Source organism: Burkholderia pyrrocinia, assembly GCF_022809715.1.
GTDB lineage: Bacteria > Pseudomonadota > Gammaproteobacteria > Burkholderiales > Burkholderiaceae > Burkholderia > Burkholderia pyrrocinia_C.
This window is the reverse complement of record NZ_CP094460.1, coordinates 699,526-713,701: the sequence shown is the minus strand read 5'-3', so window position 1 is coordinate 713,701 and position 14,176 is coordinate 699,526. Positions and strand designations below refer to the sequence as shown.

The window sequence follows — 14,176 nt, the reverse complement described above, 5'->3', positions numbered from 1 at the left end:
TGCCGCCGCCCGCGCGGCGGCTTCCTTAGTTCGTTCGTTTCATTCGCTTCGCTCGCCGCTCAGCAGGTCCAGTTTCGGCAGGCTCTCCGGCGCGAGATCGCGGATGATTTCGTAGAAGTCGAGCGCGAGCAGCCGCTGCGCACGCCGCAGCAGCAGCGGCGCCGGATGGCCCGGCTCGTGCAGCTCGAAATAGCGGCACATCTTGTCGAGGCCGAGCCGTACGTCGTCGCGGCTCGCTAGCTCGGCATCGCGCCATGCGTGTGCGTTCGGCATCGCCGCGGGCGCAACAGGTGTGACGCCGGCCTGCGATGCGTCACCGGATACGGCCTGCAGCGTGGAACCCGGATCGTCCAGCGCGTCCGGTTGCGGCTCGGGCACCGGCACTTCGCGCACGATCCGTTGCAACGCCTTCTCCGCATCGCCTGCATCGGGCGCCCACTCGCGGCCGAGCTTGTCGATCACGCACGCGCGGATCGTGTCCAGCGCTTGCAGCGCGGCGCGCGCGGCGTCGAGCGGCGTCGTGCCGTCGCCGCGCACGGCCGACAGCGCGGCAATCAGGCTCGCGCGGCCACCGGCTTCGTCGCGGCCGTCGAGCAGCCGTTCGGCATCGCGCACGCTCGGGCCGCCGTCGAACAGCGGCTGGCGGCGCGCCGCACGTGCGCAGTCGTGCGCGCCGGCCACGTCGGCGAGCGCGTTCATCCGCGGTGTCGGGTCCGGTTCGCCGTCGGCGTCGAGCCTTGGATGCAGATCGTCCCAGCGGCGCTCGAGCAGGATCGCGACGACCGCGAGCGCGTCCGCATAGCCGGGCATGCCGTGTTGCTCGATCCAGCTGCGCGCGAGGTGCGCGACGACGCGCAAGTCCTTCGTGCGTGCGGACAGCGCCAGCGCGAGCCGCTCGACCGCGCCCCAGTCGGGCGCCTCGGCCGGGATCACGGTGTCGCCATACTGCTGCTCGGCGCGCGGCGTCGCGCGCTCCTGCAACTGCAGGAACTCGGCGTCGTATTCGAGGTTCGCGCCGCACGGCGCATCGGGCGCGACGTCCGCGAGCAGCCGGCCGATCAGGTCGGCGCGCGGCGACGGCGCCGGCAGAACAGGCGACCCAGGGGAAAGCACGGCGGCGGCGAGTGCCGCCTGGCTGATGTCATTCGAATGCATAGTCAATGTTGATCGGTTTGCTGCCGAAATCGACCGCCACGGTGCGGTGCAACGGCGGCAGCGAGCCGTTGCGGATCTCGATCTGGTAGACGCCCGGCGTCAGCGACACGGAACGCAGCGGCGGGCTCGCGCCGCGCCGCGCGCCGTTCACGTACACGTCGCCCCACGGCCGCACGTTGAAGCGCACCTGGACGGTTTCCTGCGCCTTCGGCGGGCGCTGCTCGGCAGGCAGCACGTTCACGGCGGCGACGGCCGTATCGGCTTCCGACGGCGGCTTCGGCGCCGGGGCGGGCGTCGCCGCCGGTGATGCGGCCGCTTCCGACGGCGACACGCTGACGACGCGCTCCGACGTGTCGAGACTGCCGGCGGGCGCGATGGTCGAGCTGGAGCCGGATTGCGACGGGGCCGGGTTCGTGACGGTGGTCGCGACCTGCGGTGCGGTTGCGGCGGCGTCGACGGCCGGTGTGCTGGCCGGCGCGGCGGCAACTGGCGGCGGCGGAACCTGCGCCGACGATCCGGCCGGCAGGCTCGACGGCGGCACGACGATCGGCGTCGGTCCGTGCTGGGCCAGCGTGGTGTCCGGCGTACTGGCGGGCGACGACGTGCCGGCCTGCGGCTGGCTCGCGCCCGGTGCGGCCTCGTCGGCGACGCGCGCGGGACGCGACAGATAGTTTGCGGCGAGGCCGACGGCGATCAGTGCGACGAGCGCGCCACCGATGTAGGCCGGTATGCGGCGGCGCGATCCTGCGAATAAGGGGCTGCGTTGGGTACCGGACGGCGCGGATGCCCGGCTCGATGGCGATGCAGCGGGATGCGGTGCGGTCGTATCGGCGGCGCCGGCAGACGCGTACGTGTTCCCGTTCCCGTTCGTGTTCCCGGAATCCGCTGCGCTGTGCTTGCCGATGTCTGCGTCGGCACTCGTGGATCGTGTATCTGCTTCGTGGTGCGTATCGGTTCTTGCGGAGGCCGGCTCCTTTGCACGCTCAGCGTTTCCGTTCGGCGCACCGGATTCAACCGGCTTCTCCGCCGGCTGTGACGCATGCGAGGCCGACGATGCCAGCGCGCTCGTTGCCGCAATCGTGGCGCCCTCTGCAGCCGCCTTCGATGCTGAAGGCGCGCCGGCCTCCGGCTTGGCGCCGGACTCGGCAGGCGAAGCAGATGCGGTGTTCGTCGGTGCCGACACATCGTCCTGACGCTCAGGCGTTGACGACTGCACATCCGACGCAACCTTGCCCGAAGCCGTCCCGCCCTCGCCGATCGCAGCAGCAGCACCAGCAGCAGCAGCCGACGCGATGCCCGACGCAGCGGCACCCGCCGACGCCTCGCCCTTCCCTTCGCCGCCGCTGCCCGCATCACCCACCGGCGGCACGACCGCCGCGCCATACCCGGCACCCGTCCGGTCGAAGTCCCGCAACCCGAGCTCCGCCGCGAACGCCGCGACCGACTCCGGCCGATCGGGAATCCGCAGCTGCAGCGCATGATCGACGGCCGCGAGAAACGCCGGGCTGTACACCTCGCCGGCCGGCAACTCGCGCGACGCGAGCGGCCGGTACGTGTCCTTGATGCTGCGCACGACGGCCGCGGGCGGCAGTTCGCCGGTAATCATCGCGTGCATCACCGCGCCGAGCGCATAGAGATCGGTCCATGGCCCCTGGCTGAACGCCGGATCGTCGGTGTACTGCTCGATCGGCGCGTAGCCGGGCTTGATCATCATCGCGCCGTCGTCGACGAGATCGCCGATCCGTTTGCGCGCCGCGCCGAAGTCGAGCAGGATCGCGCTCCCGTTCGGGCGGATCAGCACGTTGTCGAGCGCCACGTCGCGATGGAAGCACTGCGCGCGATGCAGCGTGTCGAGCGCGCCGAGCAGCGCGCCGACGATGGTGCGCAGTTGCGTCTCGCTGATCCGCATGCCGCCGTCGAGCAGCTGCTTGAGCGTGCGCCCCTCGTAGAACGGCATCACCATGTACGCGGTGCCGTGGCTTTCCCAGAAGTGCAGGACCTTGACGAGCCCCGGATGATCGAATTGCGCGAGCAGGCGCGCCTCGTTGAGGAACGCGCCGCGCCCTGCGTCGAACGCCTGCGCGAACCGCTCGGAACGCAGCGACACCGTGTAGTCGCCGCCGCGCGTCGCGAGCATCGACGGCATGTACTCCTTGATCGCGACCGCGCGCCGCAACGTGCGGTCGAATGCGCGATAGACGATCCCGAAACCGCCGATCCCCAGCACCTCGTCGAGCTGCAGCTCACCGAGGCGATGGCCGAGCGGCAGCGGCCGCACCGTGAATTCGGATGCGTCGCCGCGTGTCGCCGTGTCGTACTCGTTGTCTCTCGATCCAGCGTCCTTCATGTCCACCTCTTGAAACCGTGTGCCTTCTGCCCGTCGCGCTTCAGCCGGGCTGTTGACCGCCGCCGAACAGCGTCAGAAACAGCGCGTTGTCGGGCGTGCCCGTATGCGCATGCGTGCGCAGCGGCGATCCGTCGGCACGATTGGTCCACCAGAAGCTGGTGCCGCCGTGCGGATCGAAATAGCCGGACAGCCCCGGCCACGCGGCCGGCGCCGGCTGCTCCGGCAGCGTCGCCGGCATGCCGTCGACGCGTTCCGCATGCCTGCCGCCGCCCGGCACGAGCCGCACGCGTTCCAGTGTCCGTTCGAGATCGCCCGGCGCGCGCGCATGGCGGATCGCGTCGAGCAGCGCATGGCCGACCTGCCAGTAGAACGCGTCGGCGGTGTCCGGCAGCCCGTTCCAGTAATCGGCCGCGCGCATCGGCAGCGTGACGATCACCGGGTAGTAGCGCCCCACGCGGTCGCAGCTCGGCGCGAGGCAGCCCGGCTGCACGCACGACGCGCCGGCGCCCGTCGGGATCAGGAAATTCCATACCGGCGCGACCGTGTAATGGCGCTCGATCTCGTCCGCGCCGCGCTGGCGCATCGCGGCCATCCCCTGCTGGAGCCAGCGTTCCCACCACAGCGCGAGCGCATGCGGCAGCCGGCTGTTCACGAAGTCGCCGGCGCCGGGAATCTTCCCGTACCAGGCCGGCGCGTCGCCGGCGGCGCGCGCGAGCGGCGGTGTGGGGCTCATGGCTTCGGAGGGCATGTAAAGGACTCCATCTGGGCCAGCCTGAACGGGTTGCGGACGCTGCCCGCATTCACCTGCAGCACGATCGGTTTGCCGTCGACCGTGAAGCGCGCAATCATCTGGTCCGAGCCGCGCCCGGCCGACACGGCCGCACGGTCGAACAGCCGGTGCAGCGCCCACGGCCCGCCGGTCGTGAAGCCGTCGGCCGCGCCGGCCTGCGCCGACACCTGCAGCCGCACCTGGTTGCTGCCGCGCGGGCCCGGCCAGTCCACCGCGCTCTGCACGAGCGGGCCGTGCGCGTAGCGGACGATCTGCCCGTCGACGTCGAGCACCATCTCCGTGATCGACGGGTCCATTTCGAGCGGCTGGATCTGCACCTTCAACTGCGCGGTGCGCGCCCCGCCGCCGAAATACGCGTCGCGGATCACCGCGGCCTTCTCGAACGACGCGAGCATCGCGGCCGCCGACGGGTCGGCGTCCGCATTGCGGTTCGCGAAGCGCCACGGGTGCGACGTCGTATCGACGATCGACTGCAGGTTCTTCTGGAAGAAATCGTCCATCAGGCCGCCCGGCGCGAACATCTGCGCGAAATCCGCCGGTGCGACGTCGCGCGACGATCCGCGCGCGAACGGATAGCGGCCCGCGATCGCCTGCCGGCAGAAGTCGCCGACATTCGCGCCGGCCCGCAGCGCGACGCTGCGCTGCTCGACGGTCGCGACGCTGCCGTTCGCGACGTTCGACAGGTCGTCGAGCACTTCGCGGAACGGCGTCGGCAGGCGGCCGGCCTGCGCGCGCAGCCGCGCGGGCGCGTCGGACGGCGGCGGTTGCGCACCGCTGCGCAGCGCGTCGTCGGTGGCCGTCAGGTACGTGTACAGCGCGTCGATCGACTTCAGCACCGCGTCGAATCCCTGCGCCTGGTCGCCGCTGCCCGGCGCGAACGCGCGCAAGCCGGCGAAGTGGCTGTCGACGATCTGCTCGGGGCTCGCGGGCGCCGCTGCGGACGGATTCGCGTCGCTGGCCTGGCCCGCGAAGATCTGCGACAGCGAACTGCGCGCCTCGTCGACCTTGTCCTGCGCACGCGCCGCCAGATTGCGCGCGCCGCCCGGCGCATCGCCGAGCGCCGTATCGCGCGCGAGCGCGACCATCAGCCGCGTGAGCGGCGAATCGGCCGACGACAGCGCACGCGCCACCTGGATGCTCTGCGCGAGCGTTGCGGTGCGTTGCAGCTTGATGTCGGCAAGATAGTCGTCCCAGATCTTCAGGTAGTCGTTCAGGTAGAGCTGGCGGATGTCGCGCGCCCACGCGGCCGCGTCGTTCGGCCCGGGGATCTCCGACAATCCGAGGTTCAGCACCCATACCTCTTCGCGCCCGTATGCTTCGACCTCGCCGGCCAGGCGCGGCGCGAACACGTTGCGATAGCCGTTGCGCGTATAGAGGCCCGGCACTGCTTCCGACAGCGGCTTGCCGCTCTGGCGCCGGAACACCAGCGACGCGTCGGGGCCGACCGCACGCGCGACGCTGAAGTCGAACGCGGACGTCGCCGGGCGCAGCGTGCGCGTGAGCTGCCGGTACAGCCGCTGCGAGAACGGCACCTGTCGCAGCCGGTCGCGCACGTCGGCCACGAGCCGCTCGTTCATCGGATACGGCGACACCGCGACGCGGTTGCCGAACAGTGCGGCGAGATGCGCGCGCAGCGCGGACCGTTCGGCCGGCGAGAAATCGGGCGGCAGCGAGCGCTCCATTTCCAGATCGACGACGGCCTGCACGAATGCGGGATCGTAGTGCGCGCTGTCGTACAGCATCAGGTACGCCTTCAGCGCCGCATACGCGTAGTCGGTTTCGTCGGGCCGCGCGTCGCGCAGCGCGGCTTCCATCCGGCTCGCGGCGATCGGCAGCAGCACGTCGTCGAGCGCGCGCCGGTACACGGCATCGACGGCTTCGTCGATCTTCTCGCCCTGGAACAGCCCCCACCGATATGCGAGCGGCGGATGCTGCAAGTCGACGCCGCCCGCATTCGCGAGCCCGCCGAGCGCGTCGAGCACGGGCAGCAGCCGCGCGATGTCGGACGCGTCGGAGAATTTCGCGCCGGCGATCCGTGAATCGACGGCCGGCACACGCGCGGCGATCTGGTCGAGATACGTGCGATTGTTCGAATAGCTGCGCAGCCACGCGACCAGCACGGCCACGCATGCGAGCGCAAGCAGCGCGTAGCCGGCTATCCGCAGCACACGCCGCTTCTGATGCCAGCGCAGGTCGCTGCCGGCGAGCGCGGCTTCGCGGAAGATGTGCTCCTGCAGCAGCGACTTCAGGAAGAAACTGCGCCCGGTCGAGCCGACCTGCGCGACCGGCGGCACGCCCTCGATCTTCAGGAAGCGCTTGATGCCGCTCATCACGCGATCGAACGCGGTGCCCTCCTGCGTGCCGCTCGTCAGGTAGACGCCGCGCAGCATCGGCATCGGCTCGAAGCTCGATACGGAAAACACCTCGGCGACGAACTGGCCGAGCATGTCCTGCAGGTCGGCGATCTGCTGCGGCAGCAGGTAGGTCATCTCGCGCTGGCGCGCATCGGTCTGCGCGGCGAGCAGTTCGGGCAGCCCGTCGTTCAGCCGCTGGTGCAGCAGCCGGTATTCGCGGTCGAATGCCGCGCGCAGGTCGAAGCCGGGCGCCTCGCTCTGCGCGAGCGGGAACGTGAAGCCCCACACCTGCGCGCATTCCGCGCGGCCGTAGCCGCCGAAATACTCGGCAAAGCCCGCGAGCAGGTCGGCCTTCGTCACGAGCAGGTACACGGGAAAACGGATGCCGAGCTGCGCGCGCAGTTCGAGCAGCCGCTTGCGCAGCACCATCGCGTGCTGCGTGCGTTCGGCTTCCGACGCGCCGAGCAGGTCGGCCACGCTGATCGTCAGCATCGCGCCGTTCAGCGGCTGGCGCGTGCGGTATTTCTTCAGCAGGTCGACGAAGCCTTTCCACTCGGCTTCGTCGAGCGCGCGGTTGCCTTCGTGCGTCGTATAGCGGCCGGCCGTGTCGATCAATACCGCGTCGTTCGTGAACCACCAGTCGCAGTGCCGCGTGCCGCCCACGCCGCGAATTGCCGCGCGGCCGAACTGCTCGGCGAGCGGAAAGCTGAGCCCGGAATTCACGAGCGCGGTCGTCTTGCCCGAGCCCGGCGCGCCGATGAACACGTACCACGGCAATTGATACAGATACTGGCGCGACATCCGGTCGAACCAGCGCGGCAGGCCCTTGCGCACGGCATCGGCTTGCCCGAAGCGGACCTTCTTCAGCAGCGTTGCGGCTTCGTCGAAGCGACTGCGCAGTTCGTCGAGCTGCGCCTTCGCCGGATCGTCGGCGGTGGCCGGCCCCGGCACGGCCTCGCGAAGCTGGTTCAGCAACTGCGCATTGAGGCGGCCCGCGCGCCAGCTTCGCCACGCGACACGCGCACCCCACGCGGCGAACAGCACCGCGATCGTCAGCCCGCGCGCCCAGCCGCTTTCGAGCGGCCGGATCTCGGCGAACGCGAACAGCGGGCCCGCGAGCCACACGAAGCACGCGAGCACGACGAGACCGGCGAAGGTCCAGATCTCCCGCGACGGCAACGGCCGGACGAAACGCGCGACAGCCTGGTTCATGTCAGTTCGCCCCCTGCGTCGCGCCGACGGCGGCGCTGCCGGGCGCCGGCAGCAGCGTGATCTCGACGCGCCGGTTCAGCGCGCGGTTCGCCAGCGAATCGTTCGGCGCGACCGGATCGAGCGTGCCGCGCCCTTCCGCAGCGAGCCGTTCCGGATGGTCGAGCCGCGCGGCGATCATGCTGCGCACGGCCTCCGCGCGTTCGCGCGACAGGTCCCAGTTCGACGCGAAGCGCGCGGTATGCACGGGCGTGTCGTCGGTGTAGCCGGTCACGCGCACGTTGCCGGGCACCTTGTTCAGCGCGTCGGCGACGCGCGCGAGCACCGGCACGTAGCGGTCGATCACCGACGTCGAGCCGGACTTGAACAGCCCGTCGCCGCGCAGCACGATCACGCTGCGATCGGCGTCGTCGCGCACCGACACGAGGCCGGCCGCGATCTCGGGTGCCAGAAACTTCGCGACGCGCGGCGCCGGCGCCGGGCGCGGCGGCGCCTGCGCGGGCTGCAGCTTTGGCACATGCAGCGCGTCGATCGACGCGAACAGTTGATCCGAATGCCCGGCAAGCGCGATGCGCAGCCCGACGAACACGCCGAAGCCGATCAGCAGCGCGAGCGCCACGCACACCCACAGCGGCACGGTGAAACGGCGCGCGACGTCGCGCGTGACGACGTCGCGCCAGTGCGGCGACAGCGCGGGATCGAATTCGCCGCGCACCGAACGGATCGTCTGCGCGAGCTGGCGCCGCAGCCCGTCGAGCTGCGCGTGGCCGTTGTCGAGCACGCGATAGCGGCCCTCGAAGCCGAGCGCGAGACAGAAATACAGCAGCTCGAGCAGGTCGAGATGCTGGCGCGGCTGTTGCGACAGGCGTTCGAGCAGGTGGAAGAACTTCTCGCCGCCCCACGTCTCGTTGTGGAACGACACGAGCAGGCTGTGCGACGACCATACGCTGCCGCCCCACGGCGTCAGCGCGGCCGCTTCGTCGAGCGCCGTGCACAGGCAGTAGCGCGCGCCGATGATCGCCTCGGACGGCACGCCGGCTTCCTGCGCGCGCGCCTCGAACTGCCGGATCTCGACGACGAGATGCTCGCGCAGCCACGCCGGGTTCGGATGATGGACGGTCGAGCGGATCTGCGGCACGAGGTTGAGCAACGGGTTCGCGGCCGCGACGAGCGGGTTCGTTCCGCTCGCGGCCCAGCGGCCCGGCCGCGGCTGCGTGGCCGTCGGCCCGGCCGCGCCGGAGGTACCGGATGCGGCGGCCGGATGCATGCCGCCCGGATTCGGCGGCACAAAGCCGCCCGCGCCTGCGCCGGTGGCGATCGAATCGGAAGAACTATTCATCGCGATGCCCGCCCTCACCCGCGGATCGCCCAGAACTCCATCGAGAGCCCAGGGAATTCGCCGGCGAAATGAAATGCGAGACCGCCGGAGCGCGCCAGTTGCTTCCACAGGTCGCTGCCCTTGTCGATCTCGAAGTACGTATGACCCGCGTGATACGGGATCTGCCGCGGTGCGACCGGCAACTGGCGCATCGTGATGCCCGGCAGTTGCAACTGCACCAGATCGCGAATCCGCTCGACCGGCCCGAGCTTCGCCTGCGCGGGAAAGCGCGCGCGCAGGCTGTCGGCCGGCACGTCCGCGCGCACCGCCAGCACGAAGCCGGCCGTGTCGCGCAGCGCCGGGTCGGCCAGCGTCGCGACCCGGATGCCGTTGCCCGCGTCGCGCAGCTCGATCTGGATTGCGTTCTGTTCGAGCACCGTCGACAGCGACCGGCGCAGTTCCGTCATCAGTTCCGCGAAACTCGTGCGCAGGTCGTCGTGCACGTAGACCGCGAGCGACTGCGGGCGGCGGCCGGCCGCCGTGAACGTGCTCAGGTCGCATGCGAGCTTCAGCCAGTCGCAGAACAGCGCTTCCGGATGCGTCGACACGTGCTGCTGCGCATGCCAGGTCAGTGCGAGATAACGGTTCACGAGCTGCAGCAGCAGGAAGTCCGCGACTTCCGACACGCCGCCGCGCCCCGGCTCCGACAGCCGTTCCGCGAGCGCCTCGCTGCGCTGCGTGAGCAGCCCGTGCAGCTCGCGCGCATACGCCAGCAGCACGGCATCGTGCTGCGCGACCAGCCGCGGCGGAATGTAGCCGTCGTCGACGAGCAGCCGCGCGTCGGTGCGCCGCTCGACGACCCGTGCGATGCCGAGCGCGTGCCAGTCGCCGGTCAGCTCGGCTTCGAGCATCAGCCGCACGTTCAGGCGCCCCGTCTGCAGCAGCGCGGGGCCGAGCGCGACCGCGTTCGCATCGGCCACTTCGTATTCGCGCACGACGTAGCGTGCGACGTCGGCGTTGCCGTTTGCGCCATTGCTACCGTTTGCTGTACCCGCACCGAACGACACCTCCTCGCCGCCGCCGCGCCACAGCGGCAGCGCAAGCACGACGAGCTGATCCTTCGCGTCGGCCGGTACGTCGAGCGGTTCGGGGAGATCGTCCGGATGCGACAGGTCGAACGGCGTACCGTCGCGCATCACGCCCGACGCGGCGCGCAGCGCGACCTTGCCGAGCGCGAGCTGCTCGCGATCGATTTCCAGCGTATCGAAGCCCCAGTAGAACCCTTGCAGCGGCAGGCAGCGCAGCGCGACGTAGCGTTCCCAGTGCCGTTCGAGCTGCTGGAAATGCTGCGGCCGCAGGAACATCCCCTCGGTCCATACCACGCGCTGGCGGAGGGCCGCGACCGGCGTCGCGGACATCGTCGGTTCGGTCATGGGCGCCCCTGCGCGTCGTTCAGTGCGATGCCGCCGTTCCGGACCGCGATCGACAGCTTCAGCTCGCCCGGCGACGTCTGCCAGAACTTGTAGAGGTTGAGCTGCTTCGCGCGCGGCAGCGGCACCGTCAGCCGCCAGCGGTTCTTTTCGAGCATCCGGTATTCGGCGACGACACCGATCGCGCCGGCCTCGACGTTGCCGCGATAGTGCAGCGTGCGCGATTCGCCCGGCCGCAGGATCACGCGGTCGGTGCCGAGCAGATCCGCGCCGAGTACGTTCCCGGGCTTGTCCTGCAGCGAGAAGAAATCCGCGCTGTCGAACGCCGACGCCGCGCGAAGCTGGAACACCTTCAGCACGATCGGCGAAGGCTTGCGATTCATGTCAGGGTTGACGTCCGGCGCAACGTCGACCGTGATCGCATACGGCACCGCGGCTGAGTGCTCCGTCGCGCCGCACCCCGGAAACAGCAATACGCATCCCCATACGATGAAACTGCTCGACCGCCATTGCATATTCCACCCTCGCCACCCAATAGCCATCCGCCGGTTGCCGAGTTCGAAACCGGTTGATCGGATTAAAAAGGGACAATTAATTGACCGGTAATTATGTGTTTGGCATATCCTTCCGCTGAAATTTTTTCCGGCAAATTCTTATCGTAAAAACCGGGGCAAATCATCCTGGATTTATGAAAGTTGAATTGTCGAGGTGAAAGGTAATTGAATCGAGATTGGTTATTAATCGAAAAAACTTACCCGACCGGTTCGCCGTGGCGGCCCGGTTCTATTGCATGGACACCTGTCGGATGGGCGTAGGGCGCAAGCCAGCCGGCCGCCGGGCAAGGGATGCTCGCGACGCTGATGGTGTGCCAGGCTGTTCGTGCCGCCCGAACGGACGGTCCGGTTTTTCGTGCATTGCCGAGCGCCGATAAAACAACTGACGAATCCGAAAAACACAGCGAACTATAGGTCGTTTTTTAGGATTAACAAGTGCTGAAGTTCGTAGTCTATTTTTCGATTTAAATGGAATCGGATCGTCCAGTTGAAACAAAACGTAACAGCGGCATCGATGCCGATGATTGGCACTAGAATCCAACAGCGCTTGTGTGCCACCTTTCACATTTTCCAATTACGCCGAATTTTCATTTCAAAAATGAAAGGCCGTTCATTGCTCGTTATTTTCCTCGGCGCCTTGTTGCTGGGGGCCGGCGGGTGCGGCACGTCCCCGACCCGGTCGGCCGCGCATGCGACGGTCGACAGCGCGCGCGCCGCGTACGCCGCCGGCGACTACGGGCGCACGATCGCGCTGCTGAGCCGCGCGAAGGAGATCGACGGCGCCGACACCGACACGCAGGTCGCCGCGCACAAGCTCCTCGCGTTCAGCTATTGCGTGACGAACCGCGTCGCGCAGTGCCGCGCCGAATTCTCGAAGATTCTCGACCTCAACCCGCGCTTCGACCTGTCCGCCGCCGAGAAGGGGCATCCGGTCTGGGGGCCCGCGTTCGAGTTCGCGCGCCGCAGACATGCGTCGTCATCCTGAACGAACCGGTTTCCACGCGAGCGCTTCATCCACCGAGCGACGTATGACATGCAACTGATCGTGATCGAACATGCCGGCGAACCGGTCGAAAACGACTCCTGCGAAGCCGTCGTGTTTCACCCGCCGGGCGGCACCATCGGCCGGGCCAGCGACAACCATCTGGTGCTGCGCGACGACACGCGGCAGATTTCGCGGCTGCAGGCGCTGCTGCAGGTCGGCGACGACGCGTGCCTGCTGAAGAACCTGAGCAGCGTGTCGACGATCGAGGTGAATCGCGAGCCGGTCGGCTATGCGCAGGAACGCCCGCTCAATACCGGCGACATCATCCGCATCGGGCCGTACGTGCTGCGGGCCGAACGCGACGACGGCAGCGACGCGCCGGTCATCGACATGGCGCCCGATACCGGCGGCGTGCACGTCGACAGGCGCGGCGCGCCGGAGGCGGCCGGATCGGCGCAGCCTTCGCCGCCCCCCTCGCCCTCGCCTTCGCGCGACGACACGAAAGGCGCCGGCAACCGGCTGTGGGCGCTGCTCCAGGATCGTCTCGCCCCGCGCGGCAAGGCGGCGGATACCGGCGCCGGGCCGGGCGGTCCTGCCCGCGCCGATGCGGCGCAGCCGGCGAACCGTGCCGCACGGCACGCCATGCCATCCGCGCCGTCGCAGCGCGACCTGGATCAGCTATCGACCGATCCGCTCGATCTGTTCGCGCAGTCGTCCGGCGATATCGGCGCGGCGGGCACGGCGCCGTCGGCCGATCGACGCAATGCGGATCGCGAGGCGTCGTCGTCCGCGACGCAGGCGGACCACGCACCCGAGTGGACGCAGCACGTGCGCGTGCAGCCGGCGGCCGCGCGCGCCGACGTGCGTCCGGTCGACGAACCGGCGCCGCAGGCCGCGCGTGCGCCGGCGCCGCCGACACCCGACGAATTGCTGAACGCGTTCTTCGAAGGTGCGGGGCTCGATACGGCCGCCGAATCGCATCAATGGTCGGCCGAACAGCTCTACATCGCGGGCCAGTTGCTGGCGCTGTTCGCGAACGGCACGGTCGAGCTGCTGTCGTCGCGCAGCATCCTGAAGCGCGAGGTGAAGGCGCACATGACGATGCTGCTCGATCGCGAGAACAACCCGCTGAAGCTGCTACCGGACGGCGGCGCGGTGCTGCGGCAGATGTTCGGGCTGCCGCTGCCGGGCTTCATGTCGCCGCAGAGCGCGGTCAGCGATGCGTTCCAGGATCTGCACGCGCACCAGATCGGCATGGTCGCCGGCATGCGCGCCGCGCTGATGGATCTGCTGACGCGCTTTTCGCCGCAACGGCTGCGCGAACGCGACGATGCGATGCGCTGGTACGAGAAGCGCGTGCCCGCGCTGTACAAGGCGCGGATGTGGGATCGCTACGCGGCGACCCATCGCGATACGGTGTTCGCGATCGAGGACGATTTCGCGTCGGTGTTCGGCAAGGCGTTTCTGGCGGCGTACGACGCGGAAGTGGAGAGCTATCGGGGGAGCGGCCGGCATTGAAGGGGCCGATGCCGGCCGCGTCGCATGGATCGCGCGACGACCGTCAAGCCAGCGGCGGATGAACCGCCTGCTTCAAGCCGCTCGAGTAGTGCTTGTAGTCCCAGGCCACGCTATCGCCGGGTTGCAGCGTGTAGACCGCACATGAGACGTCGGGCATCCGGCCGTTGACGAAATACACCCACCAGTAGCCGTTGCCGCCCTGGTTGGCCTCTACTCCACCCAAGGCCGTAATGAACAGGTTCGCGCCTGAACCCTGCGATTGCGGGTTGAGAGCGGGCGACACGCCGTCGGCCGTCAGCAGATCGAATACGGTTGTCACGCCGGGGGCAATCGCGATGCTGTCGTTCGCTTGCCACGGCGGATTGTGAAATTCCGAACCCCAATCGACGAATTGATTCGCTATCGAGTTGGCCATGAAGATATCTCCGTAGTGGTGGTTAATGCCTGAACTGCGTCCCTCTGCTCTTTTTCTTTGTTTGTTGAAAGTGCCAGGTTCTGACCTGGGTGCCTGAAAGC

10 protein-coding genes are annotated in these 14,176 nt (G+C 68.9%); 2 read left to right on the top strand and 8 right to left on the bottom strand.

Annotated features, from left to right (window positions below):
- Positions 1-39: 39 nt before the first annotated feature.
- The 7 genes from tssA to tssJ are packed head-to-tail and all read right to left on the bottom strand — an operon-like array spanning position 40 to position 11,118.
- Positions 40-1,155 (bottom strand): type VI secretion system protein TssA, encoded by a 1,116-nt coding sequence (tssA, locus tag MRS60_RS20045; RefSeq protein ID WP_243566498.1) that lies wholly within the window; start codon positions 1,153-1,155, stop codon positions 40-42.
- Positions 1,142-3,502, bottom strand: a complete 2,361-nt coding sequence (locus tag MRS60_RS20040) for a serine/threonine protein kinase (RefSeq protein ID WP_243566497.1) — start codon at positions 3,500-3,502, stop codon at positions 1,142-1,144. Before MRS60_RS20040 ends, tssA begins: the two co-directional genes overlap by 14 nt.
- Positions 3,503-3,542: 40 nt before the next feature.
- Positions 3,543-4,235 (bottom strand): type VI secretion system-associated protein TagF, encoded by a 693-nt coding sequence (gene tagF, locus MRS60_RS20035; RefSeq protein WP_374955254.1) that lies wholly within the window; start codon positions 4,233-4,235, stop codon positions 3,543-3,545.
- Positions 4,232-7,858: a type VI secretion system membrane subunit TssM gene (tssM, locus tag MRS60_RS20030; protein ID WP_243566496.1), complete on the bottom strand. Its 3,627-nt coding sequence runs from the start codon at positions 7,856-7,858 to the stop codon at positions 4,232-4,234. Before tssM ends, tagF begins: the two co-directional genes overlap by 4 nt.
- Position 7,859: 1 nt before the next feature.
- Positions 7,860-9,194 carry a DotU family type VI secretion system protein gene (locus MRS60_RS20025; RefSeq protein WP_243566495.1) on the bottom strand — a complete coding sequence of 445 codons (1,335 nt, stop codon included), beginning with the start codon at positions 9,192-9,194 and terminating at the stop codon, positions 7,860-7,862.
- A 14-nt stretch (positions 9,195-9,208) separates the two neighbouring features.
- Positions 9,209-10,606 carry a type VI secretion system baseplate subunit TssK gene (gene tssK, locus MRS60_RS20020; protein WP_243566494.1) on the bottom strand — a complete coding sequence of 466 codons (1,398 nt, stop codon included), beginning with the start codon at positions 10,604-10,606 and terminating at the stop codon, positions 9,209-9,211.
- On the bottom strand, positions 10,603-11,118 hold the full coding sequence (gene tssJ, locus MRS60_RS20015) for a type VI secretion system lipoprotein TssJ (protein ID WP_243566493.1): 516 nt from the start codon (positions 11,116-11,118) through the stop codon (positions 10,603-10,605). Before tssJ ends, tssK begins: the two co-directional genes overlap by 4 nt.
- Before the next feature lie 637 nt (positions 11,119-11,755).
- Between tssJ and MRS60_RS20010 the strand changes: the two genes are divergently transcribed.
- Positions 11,756-12,142: a TssQ family T6SS-associated lipoprotein gene (locus tag MRS60_RS20010; protein ID WP_034179517.1), complete on the top strand. Its 387-nt coding sequence runs from the start codon at positions 11,756-11,758 to the stop codon at positions 12,140-12,142.
- 48 nt (positions 12,143-12,190) lie between these two features.
- The gene (tagH, locus tag MRS60_RS20005; RefSeq protein ID WP_243566492.1) at positions 12,191-13,660 is read left to right on the top strand and encodes a type VI secretion system-associated FHA domain protein TagH; all 1,470 of its coding nucleotides are present in this window, start codon (positions 12,191-12,193) and stop codon (positions 13,658-13,660) included.
- A 43-nt stretch (positions 13,661-13,703) separates the two neighbouring features.
- Here tagH and MRS60_RS20000 read toward each other — a convergent pair whose 3' ends face one another.
- Positions 13,704-14,075 carry a DUF4430 domain-containing protein gene (locus tag MRS60_RS20000; RefSeq protein ID WP_034179519.1) on the bottom strand — a complete coding sequence of 124 codons (372 nt, stop codon included), beginning with the start codon at positions 14,073-14,075 and terminating at the stop codon, positions 13,704-13,706.
- Positions 14,076-14,176 lie beyond the last annotated feature (101 nt).

Excerpts from the sequence above, each read along its gene's own strand:
- tssA (WP_243566498.1), bottom strand. The coding sequence starts at position 1,155 with ATGCATTCGAATGACATCAGCCAGGCGGCACTCGCCGCCGCCGTGCTT.
- MRS60_RS20040 (WP_243566497.1), bottom strand. The coding sequence starts at position 3,502 with ATGAAGGACGCTGGATCGAGAGACAACGAGTACGACACGGCGACACGC.
- tagF (WP_374955254.1), bottom strand. The coding sequence starts at position 4,235 with ATGAGCCCCACACCGCCGCTCGCGCGCGCCGCCGGCGACGCGCCGGCC.
- tssM (WP_243566496.1), bottom strand. The coding sequence starts at position 7,858 with ATGAACCAGGCTGTCGCGCGTTTCGTCCGGCCGTTGCCGTCGCGGGAG.
- MRS60_RS20025 (WP_243566495.1), bottom strand. The coding sequence starts at position 9,194 with ATGAATAGTTCTTCCGATTCGATCGCCACCGGCGCAGGCGCGGGCGGC.
- tssK (WP_243566494.1), bottom strand. The coding sequence starts at position 10,606 with ATGACCGAACCGACGATGTCCGCGACGCCGGTCGCGGCCCTCCGCCAG.
- tssJ (WP_243566493.1), bottom strand. The coding sequence starts at position 11,118 with ATGCAATGGCGGTCGAGCAGTTTCATCGTATGGGGATGCGTATTGCTG.
- MRS60_RS20010 (WP_034179517.1), top strand. The coding sequence starts at position 11,756 with ATGAAAGGCCGTTCATTGCTCGTTATTTTCCTCGGCGCCTTGTTGCTG.
- tagH (WP_243566492.1), top strand. The coding sequence starts at position 12,191 with ATGCAACTGATCGTGATCGAACATGCCGGCGAACCGGTCGAAAACGAC.
- MRS60_RS20000 (WP_034179519.1), bottom strand. The coding sequence starts at position 14,075 with ATGGCCAACTCGATAGCGAATCAATTCGTCGATTGGGGTTCGGAATTT.